This window comes from Stakelama saccharophila (genome assembly GCF_032229225.1).
GTDB lineage: Bacteria > Pseudomonadota > Alphaproteobacteria > Sphingomonadales > Sphingomonadaceae > Sphingomonas > Sphingomonas saccharophila.
In genome coordinates, this window is the sequence record NZ_CP135076.1 from 1523083 (window position 1) to 1539285 (window position 16203).

A 16203-nucleotide genomic window follows, 5' to 3' on the forward strand; every position below is an offset into this window, starting at 1 on the left:
GATGGCAATGCGATGAACGGTTTTCCCATTCTTTCCGTGATGCTCGCCGTGCCTGCGGTCGCGGCGGCCATCTGTCTGTTCCTCGATGCGAAGTCGGCGCGCTGGCTGGCGCTGGCGGCGACGCTAGTCAATCTGGCGCTGGGTGTGCTGCTCTGGGCCAATTTCGACATCGGCGGCGCGCAGTGGCAGTTCGTAGAGCATTCCGACGCGCTGTTCGGGACCTTCACCTGGTCGCTGGGCATCGACGGCTTCGCCCTTCTGCTGATCATGCTTTCGGTGTTCCTGATGCCGATCTGCATCGGCGCGAGCTGGGAAGCGATCCAGAAGCGCGTGCCGGAATATATGGCGCTGTTCCTGCTGACCGAATTGCTGATGATCGGCACGTTCGCGGCGCAGGACCTGTTCCTGTTCTACATCTTCTTCGAGGCCGGCCTGATCCCGATGTATCTGATCATCGGCATCTGGGGCGGCACGAACCGGATCTACGCCAGTTACAAATTCTTCCTCTATACGCTGCTCGGGTCGGTGCTGATGCTGATCGCGATGCTGTGGATGAGCCAGAATGCGGGTACGACCTATATTCCCGACCTGATGGACCACGATTTCCCGGTTCATGCGCAGACCTGGCTGTGGCTCGCCTTCTTCGCCTCTTTCGCGGTGAAGATGCCGATGTGGCCGGTCCACACCTGGCTGCCCGACGCGCACGTCCAGGCGCCGACGGCGGGCTCGGTGATCCTGGCGGGCGTGCTCTTGAAGCTGGGCGGCTACGGCTTCCTGCGCTTTTCGCTGCCGATGTTCCCCGAAGCCTCGTCGCAGCTCATCTGGCTCGTCTTCGCGCTGTCGGCGGTAGCGGTGATCTACACCTCGCTCGTCGCGTTGGTGCAGCAGGACATGAAGAAGCTGATCGCCTATTCCTCGGTCGCGCACATGGCGATCGTCACGATCGGGCTGTTCGCCTTCAACCGACAGGGGATAGAGGGCGCGATGCTGGTGATGCTGGGCCATGGTCTGGTGTCCGGCGCGCTGTTCCTGTGCGTCGGGGTGATCTACGACCGGCTGCACACGCGCGAGATCAGCCGCTATGGCGGGCTGGCGATCAACATGCCGCGTTATGCGACGCTGTTTCTGCTCTTCACCATGGCCTCGATCGGCCTGCCGGGCACGAGCAACTTCGTCGGCGAATTGCTGGCGCTGATGGGCACCTATCAGGTATCGACCTGGATCACGCTGCTGTGCGCCACCGGCATCATCCTGGGCGCGGCCTATATGCTGTATCTCTATGCCCGCGTGGTGTTCGGCGATCTGACCAAGGAAGATGTGAAGGCGATGCCTGATCTGAGCAAGCGCGAGATCGCGCTGCTGGCGCCCGTCGCGGCGGTCGTGTTGTGGATGGGCGTCTATCCCGAAAGCTTCCTCGCGCCGATGCGCGACGACGTCGCCATCCTGTTGCAGCGGATCGACCGCGCGCAGCCGGAAGGCGATTCCCGGCCCACCGCCGGAAGCGGGGTTGCGCACGCGGCCGAAGCCGGTCACGGGGAGGCGCACTGATGTCCTACGCCTCGCAACTGGTGATGACCCTGCCGGAGGTCGTGCTGTCGCTCGGCGCGCTGGTGCTGATGCTCGTCGCCGCCTGGGGCGGGCAGCGGTCCGCTTACGGCGTGAGCCTGGCGGCGGTGGCGCTGCTGGCCGGCGCCGCCATTGCGCTGATCGGTCCCGCGACCGGTGGCGGGGAAGCCTTTTACGGCCTCTACCGCGCGGATGCCTTTGCCGGCTTCGCCAAGCTGCTGATCTACATCGCCGCCGGCGTGTCGATCCTGATCGCGCCGCGCTTCTTCGCCGCGACCGGCGGGGACGACCTGCGGCCCGAATATCCGGTGCTGATCCTGTTGTCGGCGGTCGGCATGGGCATCATGGTATCGGCAGCCGATCTGTTGACGCTCTATGTCGGTCTCGAACTGCAGAGCCTTGCCGCTTATGTGCTGGCGAGCTTCATGCGGCGCGACACGCGTTCGGCCGAGGCCGGCCTGAAATATTTCGTGCTCGGCGCGCTGGCGAGCGGGATCCTGCTCTACGGCATCTCGCTGGTCTACGGCTTTACCGGAACGACGCTGTTCGACGACATCGCCGTGCGCTATGCCGCCGGAATGTCGACGGGCATGCTGTTCGGCCTGGTCTTCGTCTTCGCCGGCATCGCCTTCAAGATTTCCGCCGTGCCGTTCCACATGTGGACGCCCGACGTCTATGAAGGCGCGCCGACGCCCGTCACGGCCTTCTTCGCCAGTGCGCCCAAGGTCGCGGCGATGGGCCTGGCACTGCGCGTCGCGGTTGAGGCGATGGGTCCGGCGCTGACCGAGTGGCGACAGATCGTGATCTTCGCGGCGCTGGCGTCGATCTTCCTGGGCGCCGTGGCGGCGATCGGGCAGACCAATATCAAACGCCTGCTCGCTTATTCCTCGATCAACAATGTCGGGTTCGCGCTGATCGGGCTCGCCGCCGGAACGCGCGAAGGCGTCGCGGCCGTGCTGGTCTATATGGCGATCTATGTCGTGATGACGCTGGCGAGCTTCCTGGTCGTGCTGCAGATGCGCGGGCAGGACGGCAGGCCGATCGAGACGATCGAGAGCCTGTCGGGCCTGTCGACCACGCGGCCGGGCCTTGCCTGGGCACTGCTGATCGTCATGTTCTCGCTTGCCGGCATCCCGCCGATGTTCGGCTTCTACGCCAAGTTCGTCGTGTTCAGCGCGGCGGTGCAGGCGGGGCTGTTCCCGCTGGCGGTGGCCGGCGTCGTCGGTTCGGTGGTCGGCGCCTATTACTATCTGCGGATCGTCAAGACGATGTTCTTCGATGCGCCCGCGCCCGAATATGCGCCGATGGAAAGCCGGATGGAGGGCGGTCTGCTGACGATCGCCACGATCTGCATCTCGCCGTTCGCCTATCTTGCCGTTCCGGCCCTGACGGCGTGGTCGCTGGCCGCTGCGCAGGCGTTGTTCTGACGACGATCCGCACGCTCGCAGAGACGGGCTCGACCAACGCCGATCTCCTCTTGCTCGCCCGGGAGGGCGCGGCGGAGGGGACGTGGCTCCGCGCCGAGCGGCAGACCGCCGGGCGCGGTCGGCAGGGGCGGCAATGGGCCTCGCCCGCGGGCAATTGCTATGCGAGCACCCTGATCCGGCTGCGACCTTCCGATCCGCCGGCTGCGACGCTGGCGTTGACGGCGGCAATCGCGCTGCATGAGGCGGTTGCCGTCTATTGCGACAGCCCGATCCGATTGAAATGGCCCAATGACCTGTTGCTGGACGGCGCCAAGCTTTCCGGCATTCTGCTCGAGCGCGCCGGCGACGCCGTCGTGATCGGATTCGGCGTAAACCTGGCGCACCATCCGCAGGGACTGGAGCGCGCGGCAACCAGCCTTGCGGAACACGGCATGTCGATCGACCCGGCGATGTTCGTGGAGACGCTGGCCGAAAGCGTCGCCCGCTGGCTTTCGCGTTGGCGGGGCGAAGGCATCGCGCCGATTCGCAGTCGCTGGCTGGCCTGCGCGCATCCGCCGGGGACCGCGCTCACCGCCCGGACCAGCGACGGAGCGAGTGTCGACGGGTTGTTCGACGGGCTGGACGGCGACGGCGCATTGATCCTGCGCTTGGCCTCGGGCGAACGCCATGTCATTCACGCAGGCGATGTCTTCCTGATCTGAAGACCGCCGCCAGACAGAGGAGAGCGATCGTGCTGCTCGCGATCGATGCCGGAAATACCAACATCGTCTTCGCCCTGTTCGAGCCGGGCCCGGAGCCTGGCGATCCGGGCCGGATCCGCACCCGCTGGCGCATCACGACGGATCCGCGGCGGACGGCCGACGAATATGCCGTCTGGCTCAGTCAGCTCCTGCAGCTCGAAGGGTTCGAGCGCGGCGATGTGAACGACGTCATCATCGGCACGGTCGTGCCGCGCGCGCTGCACAATCTGGAGGTGCTGGCGACGAAATATTTCGGCGTGACCCCCGTTATCGCCGGGCAGGGCGATGCCGGCTGGGGGATCGCGCTCGACGTGGACGAGCCGCAGAGCCTGGGCGCCGACCGCGCGCTCAACATGATCGCGGCGCATGCGAGCCATGGCGGTGACCTGCTGATCATCGATTTCGGCACCGCGACGACGTTCGACGTGATAGATTATCGCGGCGCGTACAAGGGCGGCATCATTGCGCCGGGCATCAATCTGTCGCTCGATGCGCTGGTCAGCGCGGCGGCGAAACTGCCGCGGATCGCGATCGACGAGCCCGCGACCAATTCGGTCATCGGGCGGAACACGGTCGACCAGATGCAGATCGGCATCTATTGGGGGTATATCGCGATGATGGAAGGCCTCGTCGCGCGCATGAAGGCGGAGATCGGAAGGCCGGTAAAGGTGGTGGCGACGGGCGGCCTCGCGGTCCTGTTCGAGCGGCACACCGATATCTTCGACGCTGTCGAAACCGATCTGACGCTTCAGGGATTGGCGATATTGCGGGCACGCGCCCATATCTAGAACCGAACGGCGCAACGATGGACGCCGGCAACGCAACAGGAACTCTGTGACACCAGGCAAGGAACTTCTCTTCGTCGCGCTCGGCGGGTCGGGCGAGATCGGCATGAACGTCAACTGCTATGGCACCCGCGGCCAATGGGTGATGGTGGATTGCGGCATCACCTTCGCCGATCCCGGCTATCCGGGCGTGGACGTGATCCTGCCGGATCTCCGCTTCATCGAGGAACAGCTCGACGGGCTGACGGGGATCGTCCTCACCCACGGCCACGAGGATCATATCGGCGCCATTCCCTATCTGGCGCTGGATCTGGGCGTGCCGATCTATGCTTCGCCGTTCACCGCGGGGCTGGTGCGGTGCAAGCTGGAAGAGGAAGGCATAGCCGACGAGGTCGAGCTGAACGTCGTCGATCCCGGCACCGATTTCGAGGTCGGCCCGTTCGGTATGCGTTTCGTCCCCGTCGCCCACTCCATTCCGGAGGGTAACGCGGTCCTCATCACCTCTGAATATGGCACCGTGCTGCATACCGGCGACTGGAAGCTGGACGACGCGCCGGTGCTGGGCGACGTCGCCACCGCCGATACGCTGAAGGCGATCGGCGACGACGGTGTTCTCGCGCTCATGTGCGATTCGACCAACGTCTACAACGCCGAAGCGTCGGGACCCGAGGAAAGCGTGCGCGCGGGACTGGCCGAGGTCGTGGCGGAGGCGCGCGGCCGCGTGATGGTGACGACGTTCGCGTCGAACGCCGCGCGGCTGAAGACGCTGGCCGACGTGGCGCAAGACACGGGTCGGACGCTGTGCGTTGCCGGCCGCTCGCTCAACCGTATCCTGCGCGTGGCGCAGCAGACCGGTTATCTGAAGGATTTCCCGCGCACTGTCGATTTCGACACGGCCATGGACCTGCCGCGCGAAGACGTGCTGATCATCGCCACCGGCGGGCAGGGGGAGCCGCGCGCGGCCCTGGCACGCGTGGCCGAGGGTACGCATCCGATCGCCCTGGAGGCCGGCGACCGGGTGATCTTCTCGTCCAAGCAGATTCCGGGCAACGAGGTGGCGATCGGCCGCATCCAGAACCAGCTCGCCGCGCGCGGGGTGGAGATGATCACCGAGCGGCAGGCGCATATCCACGTCTCCGGCCATCCGGGTCGCCCGGAGCTGAAGGCGATGTACGACTGGATACGGCCCGACATCCTGATCCCCGTGCATGGGGAGATGCGACACCTGATGGAACATGCCCGGTTCGGCCTCGCAAACGGCATTCCGCAGGCGCTCGTGCAGACCGACGGCGATATCGTGCGGCTGGCGCCCGGTAGGGCGGAAAAGGTCGCCCACGCTTTTGTCGGGCGGCTCGTGCTGGATGGCGACGTGATCCTGCCCGCCGATGGCGGCACCATCAACGAGCGCCGCAAACTGTCCATCAACGGCCAGATTTCGGTGGCGGTCGCGCTGGATGCGGGCGGGCGCCTGGCCGGGGACCCGCAATTCCGGATGGCGGGCGTGCCGGTGGAAGAGGATCGCGACGAATTCCTGAACGAAACCGCCGATGCCGTGCGCCGCGCGCTGGAGAAGCGTTCCGGCGACCTCGAGGCGACGCGCGAAAGCCTGCGCCTGGCGGTGCGGCGGACTGCCCGCCGCTGGACGGGCAAGAAACCGGTGGTCGACGTTCTGATCGTCGAGGTCTGAGCGCGTGGCCTGGCAGTCGATGCTGGCGGTCTATGTGCTGTTCTGGGTGATCACCGCCTTCGTGGTGCTGCCGTTCAACGTGCGGACGGACCCGGCGGCGGGGGACGAGCATGTGCCGGGACAGGCCGACAGCGCGCCGGCGACGGTGCCGTTCCGCCGCATCCTGCTGCAGACGACGCTGGTATCGGCCATTCTGTTCGCGCTGTTCGCCCTGAACTACAGCTATGGCTGGGTCACGGTCGCGATGCTCGATTTCAGCGCCGGGTGATCAGGCGCGCAGGCGTTCGATCGCCTGGGCCAGCGCGACGTAGAGCTTGCCCATATCCGACGACAACAGCGTCACGCCCATCGGCGTGCCGTCGCGCAGCGCCAGCACGTGGCGCAGCATGGCCTCGAAATCGTGGATGTAGCGGTTGACCTGTTCGCGGAATTCCGGCTCATCATTGTACATCCGGCCGATTTCGCGTGCTTCGTGGGGCTCCAGCAGGCGCACGGCGCGGCGGGTGAACACGCCGCGATCGCCCTTCAGATAGGCGGCCCAGGCGCTGTCCGAAACCTCGTGGCTGAACGTCTTGGTGATGTCGATCGAAGCGGAGTTGAGCGCCTCGATCAATAGCGAAACACGGCGCGCGAAGCTGTCGCGGTCATTCTCTTCGCGCTCGGCGCGCCCCTCCTCAATCCGCGCTTCGACCGCCGCCGTGGTCTCGGACAGAGCCTGCATCTGGCGCGCGAGCCGTTCGGAGGCGGTGGCGGCCGCGGCGACCGCTTCTTCGGTCGTGCGGTGCAGATCGGCGATCTGGCGACCGACCGTCGTTTCCGCCGCGCGGCCGAGCGCATCGGCGCCTTCCTGTTCCAGCTTGCGCGCGGCGGCGGGAATGACGCTGGCGAGCGTGGTGCGGGCCTGATCGCTGGCCGTCGTCGCGGTTTCGCGGATGCGCAGCAGCGAATCGACCAGTTGCGGCGCCGCTTCGTCGGCGAAGCGCCGCGTGCTCTCGACCGTGGCGTCGACGATCTTCTGCACGTCGGCGATGCGATCCTTGCCCACGTCCAGATTCTCGAGCAGCGATTCGGTTACGGCGGCAAGCGTGTCGCGCTGGGTGCCGACGACCCCGGCGATCGCCTCGATCGCGTCGTGCGTGCTTTCCGCCGCCGTGACGAGTGACAGCAGCTCCGGCTTGGCGCTGGCGACGATCGAGCGGCTCTGGCCGATGCGCTCGTCGAGCCGCTGAAGCGCGCCGGGAAGCGTCTCGTCCATCTCGCGCGCCGCGGCGTCCAGGGCGACGAGCAGATTTTCCGCCGTCGCGATGACCTGTCCCGCGGTTTCGTCGCCGCTCTGCATCGAATGCGTCATGGCATTGGCCGATTCGGTGAGGGCGCTGAGCGAGGCGGCAAGTTCCTGCGTCCGCTTCATGCCGTCGCCGTGCAACTGCTCGAAGCGGGAATCGGCTTCGGCGGCACCGCTTTCCAGCGTTTCGAACAGCACCGCGCCGCGCTGCTGCTGCTCGCCGAGCTGTTCGGCGATACGGGAAATGGCGGCGTCGACGCCCTGGATGCGTTCGGCCAAAGCGGCGACGCCTTCTTCGCCGGCCCGTTCCATCGCGCCCTGGTTGCTGGAGATCATGGCAAGCATCGCCTCGCCTTGGGCGGTGATGCCCTGGCGCGCCTGCTCGACCGCGTCGGCGGCGCGGTCGAGCACACCGTCGACGGCCTGCGACATTTCCGCCGTGACCTTTTCCAGCCGGGCGCCGGCGGTTTCGCTGGTCGCTTCCATGCGGGCGATGTGCGCGGCAAGCCGCTCGGCCGCGCCGCCGGAGACCTCGTTCGCCTCGCGCCCGCGCTGTGCGAGCGCGGCAAGCTGGGCATCGAGCGCCGCGGCATGCTTGCTGGCATTCAGACCCGATTCGTCGAGCGTGCGCGCCAGGGCCTGGGTTTCCTCATGCGCACGGGGCAGGGATGCGAGGACCACGTTGAGCGACTTTTCGGCATCGCCCGCGGCCTGGCCGAGGGTGCGGGTGGAACGGTCGATGGCGTCGGCCTGGTCGCCCATGCCGTTGCTGACGGCGCGCAGGCGTTCCGCGGCATCGTCGCCCAGCGACAGCAGATAGTTGGTCTGCTTGGCGAGTTCGGCGCGATTCTCCTCGATCTTTTGCGACAGGGTGGCGACCATGCGCTCCAGGCTGATCGCCTCCGCACGCATGGCGCGCGCGGTCGATCCGAAGCGCCGCGCCTCCGCGCGGCTCGTGCGCAGGGCGAGCAGCCACAGGATGCCGATGAGCGTGGGCGGAACGCACAGCGCGGCGATGAACTCCACGATCGCGACGGGCGCCATGGGGCGGCTGATGGTCGGCCAGGCGAGGTAGAGCATGCCGCCGAGCCACGCCGCGGTGGCCAGGGTCGCGAGGACCGGCATGATCCGGTCCAACCGTCCGGTCGACTCGTGTTCGTCCGGCTCCGCATGGTCGAGGTCCGAAAACCCCGCCTCTTCGGCCTCGACCGTTTCGTCGAGAGCGGCGTTGCCGGCCGCTTCGATTTCCCCGTCGGGGCTTTCGGACCCCGCCTCGTGCCCGGGCCTCAGCCCGACGATCTTCGACACCCCGCTCATGGCCACTATGTCTATCACGTTTCCCTCGCCGGCAAACCGTTTTGCGACACACCGCGTTAACCCGAGGCGTGATAGCGGTGGAGCATGGCTTACGATCCCGGTGCAATCGATGCGACTCTGGCGGCCGCGCTGGGCGACGAGCCCGGACTGATCGCGGAATTGCGCCTGGCCTTTCTCGAGGGCGTGCAGGAACATCTCGCCACGCTTTCCTCGGCGGCGCGGCAGGAGGAATGGGATTCGGCCGCGATGCGCATGAAGGGACTTGCCGCCAGCTTCGGTGCGGTGCGGCTGATGGCGCTGGCCACGGAAGCGACCGCGTGCGCCGCCGGCCACCGGGAGATGGTCCGCCGGATCGAGCGCGCCGTATCGCGGCTGTAGGGTCCGGCCGCGCTATTTCTTGCGGCTGAATTTCTGGCGGCTGAGTTCGCGCATCGCCGGTCGAGCCCGTCAGCGTCAGGGATACGTGCGATCCTTTAGCAGGGCGCGCAACTGTGGTGGCGGCTCAGTCGATGCCGCGCGCTTCGGCCCGCGCTTCCAACAGCGCCCACAGCCCGCGATGCTGGGCAAGGAGCTGATCGGCGCCGAACAGCATCGCGCGTTCGATGGCGACACCGTCCGACAGCGCGGCGAGCAGCGCGGCCGCTTCATGCTCCGGTGGCAACGTGGATTGCGGCGCGGCCACGCCCAGGCGGAGCGCGGCGGCGTCGAGTAGCCGGCGGATTTCCTGCCATTCCAGGGCGAGTACCACGGCCGCGCCCAATGCACAGCCCTTGCGTTCCGATCGTCCGAGCGTATCGAGGGCGTGGCGCTGCGCGGCACTGGCGGCTTCCGCCTCCGCCTGGCCGGGGGTGCTCGGCACCGGACCGGCGGCAGCGGCAAGGTTCGCCAGATAGCTTCGCTCGATCGCGAAGGCGTTCGCCGCAGCGATCAGCCAGTCGCGGGCGGGCGGGCCGGGCATGTAGTCGGCCGCATGTTCGATGATCCCCGGATAGCGTCCGTGCAGCGCACATAGATGATGCACGGCGTCGGCGCGATCGCGTGCGGGGCAGTCCCGGCCGATCAGGTGTTCGACGAAGGGCTGGGCCGTGGTTCCATCGGCGCGCACCAGTGCGCGGACCGTTTCCCAGGCGCCTCCGAAACCGGCGAGTCGGGCGGGTTCGCTGACCATGATTCTCCTGTGCCGTCCTCCGGACGATCACCGCGTCGTCCGGTCCGGCCCTTGTGCGCCACCTTGTTATACCGAAGCACGTAAAAAGCTGGTGAACGTCCCGCTAAGGAATTTGCGTGGATCAGGCGGCGGCGACCAGGACGGTCTGCACCGCATCGACCACAACATGTCGCCGCACGGGCGCGAAGGCGACGCGGACGGGCATTGTCTCCGTGCCGCGTACCACCAGGCCGGCCTCGATCCGCATCGGCTCGCCACCGTCCAGAATATGCTCGATCGCATCCGCAACGCGGCTGCGCGAGGATAGATCGAACAGACCGGCATAGCGGACGTTGCGCAACATCTCCGCCGCTATGCCGGTCATCCGGGTGAGGCTTTCCGTCGGCCGGGCGATATAGCCGCGGGGATTGATCCGCGCCTTGGCGATGTCTTCGAGTTCGGCAAGCGCCATGTCGACCGATTGACGGGCCGAGAATGCGAGGTCGCGCTGATCCTGCACCGAAATGTCGGTGCCGACCAGGGCCACGCCGTCCGGGTAGGGCGCGAAGGCGAGCGAAAGGCTGCGGCTTCCCGTGTCGTCGAGCCGCAGGTCGATCCGCTCCATGGTGCCGCTTGCCCGGATCCGGCGGGCGGTGTCGTCCAGATATCCGCCGACCGGTTCGGGCAGCGCCGCTGTCAGGGACATCCCGGCGACGCCAAGATCGCGGCCGAAATAGGTGCGCGCCGCACGATTGACCGTGACGATGCGGAGTTCGCGGTCGAGCAGGATGGCGATGTCGCGCATGGCATCGAGCACGACATCGCGTTCGTTGATCAGCCGTTCCTGCGGAGAATCGGGCGACTGCAATTCGCGGAACTGTTCGATTGACGACAGTGCGAGGCGCGGGCGGCCGCGATGCAGGATATAAACGGGGTGCCGCCTGGCCTTATCCTGCCAATAGCCAAAATTTCGCACGAGTTGCGATGCCGTCGCCTGGTCCTGCCGCGATTCGGCCCCCGGGGCCGGGTGTGATCCGTAATCTCCTGATTTGCGCGATGTCATCCGGGCCTCCCTTGCTGCACGAAGGGCTTCTAAAGGCCATGTCGGCGGGGCGTCGGACAGCGGCGCTGTCTCCGAAACGGCAGGGAAAGGCGCGCGGTCAGCAGGTTGCGCGGATCATTGTGTCCATTTTGGACAGGCCAGCCGCCCGGCAGCCTTGCCGTTCGCGCAAAGCACGCATTTCACGCAGTCCCGTAAGCGCTGCGCGTTAGCGATAGATTGCGCCACCGGCCCTAGCATCAGGACATCGGCACAGCGTTATGCACTGGCGCCGAAAAAGAATTTCCGGTCGGCACCCCGGTTCTTCACCGCCGGTCGGAAAGGAGGTTTCGCGAACTCACCCATCGTCGCGAAGCTTCGCGTACCCGGCGCCGGTGTTGGTCCTCTCGGCGCCGGGTACATTTTCCTACTGGTCGAGGAAGCTGCGCATCTTGCGGCTGCGCGAGGGATGCTTGAGCTTCCTGAGCGCCTTCGCCTCGATCTGGCGAATACGTTCGCGCGTCACGCTGAACTGCTGCCCGACTTCCTCCAGCGTGTGATCGGTGTTCATGCCGATGCCGAAGCGCATGCGCAGCACGCGCTCCTCGCGCGGGGTGAGGCTGGCGAGCACGCGCGTCACCGTTTCCTTCAGGTTCGACTGGATCGCCGAATCCACGGGAATGACCGCGTTCTTGTCCTCGATGAAATCGCCGAGATGGCTGTCCTCCTCGTCGCCGATCGGCGTTTCGAGGGAGATCGGCTCCTTGGCGATCTTCATCACCTTGCGCACTTTCTCCAGCGGCATCGAAAGGCGTTCCGCCATTTCCTCGGGCGTCGGTTCGCGCCCCTGTTCGTGGAGGAACTGGCGGCTGGTGCGGACCAGCTTGTTGATCGTCTCGATCATGTGGACCGGGATGCGGATCGTGCGCGCCTGATCGGCGATGGAGCGGGTGATCGCCTGGCGAATCCACCAGGTCGCATAGGTCGAGAATTTGTAGCCGCGGCGATACTCGAACTTGTCGACCGCCTTCATCAGGCCGATATTGCCCTCTTGAATCAGGTCCAGAAACTGCAGCCCGCGATTGGTGTATTTCTTAGCGATGGAGATCACCAGGCGCAGATTGGCCTCGACCATCTCCTTCTTCGCGATCCGCGCCTCGCGCTCGCCCTTTTGCACCATGTTGACGATGCGGCGGAACTCGCCCAGCGCCATGCCGGTCTGTTGCGAGATTTCGGCGATCTCGGTGCGGATGCGGTCGACCGCATCGCCCTCATTCTCGGTGAACGCCTTCCACTTCTTGTCGATGCCCGCGACCGAGCCGAGCCATCCCTCGTCGAGTTCGTGATCGACATAGGCGTCGAGAAAGTCCTTGCGCTTGACCTTGTGGCGCTCGGCAAGACGCAGCATCTGACCGCCCAGCGCAGTCAGGCGCCGGTTGAAGCTGTAGAGCTGGTCGACGAGATATTCGATCTTCGCCTGGTGGAACTGGACGCTTTCGACCTCGGCCGTCAGGTCCTCGCGCAGCTTCTGATATTTCTTTTCCTCGGCCGCGGACAGCTCTCCGCCGGAGGCCATCGCGTCGAGCCGCTTCGACTGCATGGCCGAGAACTTCTTGTAGATCGCGGTGATGTTCGCGAACTTCTCGAGCGCCTGCGGCTTCAGCGTCTCTTCCATCTGGGCGAGGCTGAGGGTGTTGTCCTCCTCGTCGTCATCGTCGTTGCGCTTGGCACGACGTTCCGTCATCGAGTCCTCTTCGTCGTCTTCGGACTCGTCCTCGACTTCGTCCTCTTCCTTGAAGGAAGGACCGGCGGTCTTTTCGGAGATTTCGCCGTCGCCGTCCGCCTCGTCATCGTCGGACATGGCCTCGGGCGCGGGATCCTTGGTCAGCATGGCGTCGAGATCGAGGATCTCGCGCAACTGCATTTCGCCTTCGTTGAGCGCGTCGGACCAGCCGATGATGGCGTTGAAGGTAATGGGACTTTCGCAAAGCCCCAGGATCATCGTGTCGCGACCGGCCTCGATACGCTTGGCGATCGCGATCTCGCCCTCGCGGCTGAGCAGTTCGACCGCGCCCATCTCGCGCAGGTACATGCGCACGGGATCGTCGGTTCGATCGACCGTTTCCTTCTTCTTGGTCTCGGTCGCCGGCTTCTTCGCCGTGGCGCCGTCCTCGGCGTCGATTTCGTCCGGCGTGTCGTCGTCGCGGTCGCCGTCCTCGCCGGCTTCCTCGTTCTCGACGACATTCACGCCCATCTCGTTGAGCTGCGCCATGATGTCCTCGATCTGCTCGGAAGACATCTGGTCCTGGGGCAGCATCTCGTTGAGTTGGTCGACCGTGATATAGCCGCGCTTCCTCGCGCGGGTGATCATCTTCTTGATCGAACCTTCGTTGAGGTCGATCAGCGGCGCGTCGCCTTGATCCTGATTTTCAGCGACATCCGCCGTATTCGCCTTCGCCATCAATAGCCCTCGATTACGCGATCGTTTCGCCTTCTTCGTCGTCGAGCATCAGATTTGCAAGACGCGCTTCCAGCATTTGTCGTTCCTTTACCAACGCTACCTGCCGTGCAAAGGCTTCGTCCGTGAAGCCCGACTGCACCGCCGCCGTCGCTTCCGCAAGCGCAGCATCCACCGCGGGCCGCGCGACCAGCACCGCGATCGCCTCGTTCAGGTCGGCGCGGGCCCTGTCTTCGTCCCCTCCGACTTGCGTGAACGAGAATGGTAGCGTGTCGGCCCTGAGCAGATCGCCAGCGATCTGGTCGAAACCGGACGTGGCCAATATGGTGCGTAACCGCTCGCCATCAAGCGCCTGATCTTCCAGCGCCACGTCGATGACCGCCTCGAACAGCCGCCCCAGGGCGCCGTCTGCCATCTTGAGCGTGCCGAGCACCTCCATGTGCCGCGCGATCTCGGCCGGATGCCGGATGAGGCCGGCAAGGATCGCCTTGGCCAGGACCCGGTCGATGCCGCCGGAATGCACGTTGCGCGCCTCGGCCGAGGGCGGTGGCTCGGGCGGTTTCCACGGTCCGCGGCGTTGGCCGGCAGGGCCGGGCTGTCGCTGCTGATATTGCCGGCGGGGCGGCGGCGCGAACAGCCGGTCGAAACGGCGGCGGAACTCGGCGAGATATTCTGATCGCACGATCGGATCGCCGATCGCCTGCGCGTGCTCGGTGAGGCGGCGGCGCAGACCCGCGCGCGCCTCGGGCGTTTCGATCGGCTGTGCGGCGAGTTCGTGTGCCCAGATGCGCTCGACCAGCGGTTCGGGCTTTGCAAGCAGTTGCTCGAAAGCGGCGGGACCACGCTGGCGCACGAGATCGTCGGGATCGAGTCCCTGCGGCAGTACGACGAAGCCGAGACTGCGCCCCGGCTGGAGCAGGGGAAGGGCGCGCATCGCAGCGCGCATCGCTGCCTTCTGCCCGGCCGAATCACCGTCGAAGCAGAGCAGCGGCACATCGGCCATGCGCCACAGCCGCTCCAGTTGCTGCTCCGTCATCGCGGTGCCGAGCGGGGCGACGGATTCCTCGAAGCCGGCCTGGGCGAGCGCGATCACGTCCATATAGCCTTCGACCGCGATCACGCGGCCGGCCTTGCGCGCGGCGGCCTGTGCCCGGTCGAGATTGTAGAGGTTGCGGCCCTTGTCGAAGAGCGGCGTCTCGGGCGAATTCAGATATTTGGGCTCACCGTCGCCGATGATGCGTCCGCCGAACGCGATCACGCGCCCGCGCACGTCGCGGATCGGGATCATCAGGCGGCCACGGAACCGGTCGTACGGCTCCTTGCCCTCGACCTGGATCAGCATTCCCGCCTCGACCAGCCTGGCGTCGCCATAGCTCGACAGCGCATGGCGGAGCCTGGAGCGCGAATCGGGGGCGTAGCCGAAGCCGAACCTGCGCGCCGTCTCCGCACTGATCCCGCGCCGTTCGAGCACCGCACGCGCTTCCGCGCCCGCCAGGCCGTGCAATTGCTCGGTAAACCACTGCGCGGCGTCGGCCATCAGGTCGTGCAGCCCCTTCTGCCGCTCGGCCCGCTCGGCGGAGCGCTTGTCGGGGGCGGGGACCTCCATCCCGGCGGCGGCGGCGAGTTCCTTTACCGCATCCATGAACGGCAGGCCGCGCTGGTCGGTCATCCAGCGAATCGCATCGCCATGCGCGCCGCAGCCGAAACAGTGATAGAAGCCCTTGTCGTCGTTGATCGTGAAACTGGGCGTCTTTTCCTGGTGGAACGGGCAGCACGCCTTGTACTCGCGCCCGGCGCGCCGGATCTTCACCGACTTGCCGATGAGCGAGGACAGCGTGATGCGCGAACGCAGTTCGTCGAGAAAGGCGGGGGTGAGGGTCACGGGTTCCCCTCCCGCTTGCGGGAGGGGTTAGGGGAGGGCAGTTCGACCAATACGCGCTCAATTTCGCTCACCACGCCTCCGACCCGCTCCATCACATCGTTGTTCCAGAAACGGATCACCCGATATCCCTTGGCTTCCAGAAACCGCGTGCGCTCGCGATCCTGTTCCGATTGCCAGCCATGTTGCCCGCCATCGACCTCGACAACGAGCTTAGCACCTCGCGCCACAAAATCGCAGATGAAAGGACCGACAGGAACCTGGCGGTTGAACCGGACGCTGGCGATCTGGCGCGCACGAAGATACTGCCACAGCTTTCGCTCTGCCGGCGTGGCTTCGCGGCGAAGATTGCGCGCTTTGGTTCGGGTCTCCATTCCCTCCCCCGACCCCTCCCGTGAGCGGGAGGGGAGAATGTCTGTTAATTCGCCAAAGACGCCTTCACCAGTCCGCTCGCCTTGCTCATGTCGAGCTGCGTGCCGTGACGCGCCTTCAGTTCGGCCATCACGCGGCCCATGTCCTTCATGCCCGTGGCGCCGACATCGGCCTTCACCTGTTCGATCGCGGCCTTCGTCTCGGCCTCGTCCATCCGGGCGGGAAGGAAGCGCTCGATCACCGCCACTTCCGCCGCTTCCGCCTCGGCCAGTTCGGCGCGGCCGCCCTTTTCGTACATGTCGATCGATTCGCGGCGCTGTTTGACCATCTTCTGCAGCACCTCCGTCACCAGCGCGTCGTCGTCGGCGACCTCGCTGCCGCGGGCTTCGATGTCGCGGTTCTTGATGGCGGACTGGACCAGGCGGATGGTGGCGGTGGTCTGCTTGTCGCCGCTCTTCATCGCGGTGACGAGCGCGGCTTTGATATCGTCGCGGATCATGG

At 66.1% G+C, this 16203-nt stretch carries 14 protein-coding genes; 7 read left to right on the forward strand and 7 right to left on the reverse strand.

Annotated features, from left to right (window positions below; all coding sequences use genetic code 11):
- The first annotated feature begins 12 nt into the window (after positions 1–12).
- The 6 genes from RPR59_RS07195 to RPR59_RS07220 are packed head-to-tail and all read left to right on the forward strand — an operon-like array spanning position 13 to position 6473.
- Positions 13–1548 carry an NADH-quinone oxidoreductase subunit M gene (locus RPR59_RS07195; protein WP_313918145.1) on the forward strand — a complete coding sequence of 512 codons (1536 nt, stop codon included), beginning with the start codon at positions 13–15 and terminating at the stop codon, positions 1546–1548.
- Positions 1548–2993, forward strand: coding sequence for an NADH-quinone oxidoreductase subunit NuoN (gene nuoN, locus RPR59_RS07200; protein WP_313918147.1), 1446 nt, complete (start codon positions 1548–1550; stop codon positions 2991–2993). Before RPR59_RS07195 ends, nuoN begins: the two co-directional genes overlap by 1 nt.
- Complete coding sequence (locus RPR59_RS07205; protein ID WP_432280308.1) at positions 2990–3694, forward strand: biotin--[acetyl-CoA-carboxylase] ligase; 705 nt, start codon at positions 2990–2992, stop codon at positions 3692–3694. The genes nuoN and RPR59_RS07205 overlap by 4 nt, the downstream gene beginning before the upstream one ends.
- A gap of 29 nt (positions 3695–3723) precedes the next feature.
- Positions 3724–4521, forward strand: a complete 798-nt coding sequence (locus tag RPR59_RS07210; RefSeq protein ID WP_313918149.1) for a type III pantothenate kinase — start codon at positions 3724–3726, stop codon at positions 4519–4521.
- A 46-nt stretch (positions 4522–4567) separates the two neighbouring features.
- Positions 4568–6205: a ribonuclease J gene (locus RPR59_RS07215; protein ID WP_313918151.1), complete on the forward strand. Its 1638-nt coding sequence runs from the start codon at positions 4568–4570 to the stop codon at positions 6203–6205.
- A gap of 4 nt (positions 6206–6209) precedes the next feature.
- Positions 6210–6473, forward strand: a complete 264-nt coding sequence (locus RPR59_RS07220) for a DUF1467 family protein (RefSeq protein WP_313918153.1) — start codon at positions 6210–6212, stop codon at positions 6471–6473.
- Here RPR59_RS07220 and RPR59_RS07225 read toward each other — a convergent pair whose 3' ends face one another.
- Positions 6474–8807: a coiled-coil domain-containing protein gene (locus tag RPR59_RS07225; RefSeq protein WP_313918155.1), complete on the reverse strand. Its 2334-nt coding sequence runs from the start codon at positions 8805–8807 to the stop codon at positions 6474–6476.
- An 84-nt stretch (positions 8808–8891) separates the two neighbouring features.
- Between RPR59_RS07225 and RPR59_RS07230 the strand changes: the two genes are divergently transcribed.
- A complete protein-coding gene (locus RPR59_RS07230; protein WP_313918157.1) occupies positions 8892–9185 on the forward strand; it encodes an Hpt domain-containing protein in 294 nt (97 codons plus the stop codon).
- Positions 9186–9309: 124 nt separating this feature from the next.
- Here RPR59_RS07230 and RPR59_RS07235 read toward each other — a convergent pair whose 3' ends face one another.
- The 6 genes from RPR59_RS07235 to RPR59_RS07260 all read right to left on the reverse strand — a co-directional run bounded on the left by RPR59_RS07235 (position 9310) and on the right by RPR59_RS07260 (position 16201).
- Positions 9310–9975, reverse strand: a complete 666-nt coding sequence (locus tag RPR59_RS07235) for a DUF6975 family protein (protein WP_313918159.1) — start codon at positions 9973–9975, stop codon at positions 9310–9312.
- A 121-nt stretch (positions 9976–10096) separates the two neighbouring features.
- Complete coding sequence (locus RPR59_RS07240; protein WP_313918161.1) at positions 10097–11017, reverse strand: PAS domain-containing protein; 921 nt, start codon at positions 11015–11017, stop codon at positions 10097–10099.
- Between the two features lie 403 nt (positions 11018–11420).
- On the reverse strand, positions 11421–13454 hold the full coding sequence (gene rpoD, locus RPR59_RS07245) for an RNA polymerase sigma factor RpoD (protein ID WP_313918163.1): 2034 nt from the start codon (positions 13452–13454) through the stop codon (positions 11421–11423).
- 13 nt (positions 13455–13467) lie between these two features.
- A complete protein-coding gene (gene dnaG, locus RPR59_RS07250; RefSeq protein ID WP_313918166.1) occupies positions 13468–15333 on the reverse strand; it encodes a DNA primase in 1866 nt (621 codons plus the stop codon).
- Positions 15330–15704 carry an endonuclease domain-containing protein gene (locus tag RPR59_RS07255; protein WP_313918168.1) on the reverse strand — a complete coding sequence of 125 codons (375 nt, stop codon included), beginning with the start codon at positions 15702–15704 and terminating at the stop codon, positions 15330–15332. Before RPR59_RS07255 ends, dnaG begins: the two co-directional genes overlap by 4 nt.
- A 44-nt stretch (positions 15705–15748) precedes the next feature.
- Positions 15749–16201, reverse strand: coding sequence for a GatB/YqeY domain-containing protein (locus RPR59_RS07260; protein ID WP_313918170.1), 453 nt, complete (start codon positions 16199–16201; stop codon positions 15749–15751).
- Positions 16202–16203: the final 2 nt, after the last annotated feature.

What these genes read in the sequence shown, in the direction of transcription:
- RPR59_RS07240 (WP_313918161.1), bottom strand. Translation starts at nt 11,017, where the DNA reads ATGACATCGCGCAAATCAGGAGATTACGGATCACACCCGGCCCCGGGG.
- RPR59_RS07230 (WP_313918157.1), top strand. Translation starts at nt 8,892, where the DNA reads ATGGCTTACGATCCCGGTGCAATCGATGCGACTCTGGCGGCCGCGCTG.
- rpoD (WP_313918163.1), bottom strand. Translation starts at nt 13,454, where the DNA reads ATGGCGAAGGCGAATACGGCGGATGTCGCTGAAAATCAGGATCAAGGC.
- RPR59_RS07225 (WP_313918155.1), bottom strand. Translation starts at nt 8,807, where the DNA reads ATGAGCGGGGTGTCGAAGATCGTCGGGCTGAGGCCCGGGCACGAGGCG.
- RPR59_RS07195 (WP_313918145.1), top strand. Translation starts at nt 13, where the DNA reads ATGAACGGTTTTCCCATTCTTTCCGTGATGCTCGCCGTGCCTGCGGTC.
- RPR59_RS07260 (WP_313918170.1), bottom strand. Translation starts at nt 16,201, where the DNA reads ATGATCCGCGACGATATCAAAGCCGCGCTCGTCACCGCGATGAAGAGC.
- RPR59_RS07235 (WP_313918159.1), bottom strand. Translation starts at nt 9,975, where the DNA reads ATGGTCAGCGAACCCGCCCGACTCGCCGGTTTCGGAGGCGCCTGGGAA.
- RPR59_RS07255 (WP_313918168.1), bottom strand. Translation starts at nt 15,704, where the DNA reads ATGGAGACCCGAACCAAAGCGCGCAATCTTCGCCGCGAAGCCACGCCG.
- nuoN (WP_313918147.1), top strand. Translation starts at nt 1,548, where the DNA reads ATGTCCTACGCCTCGCAACTGGTGATGACCCTGCCGGAGGTCGTGCTG.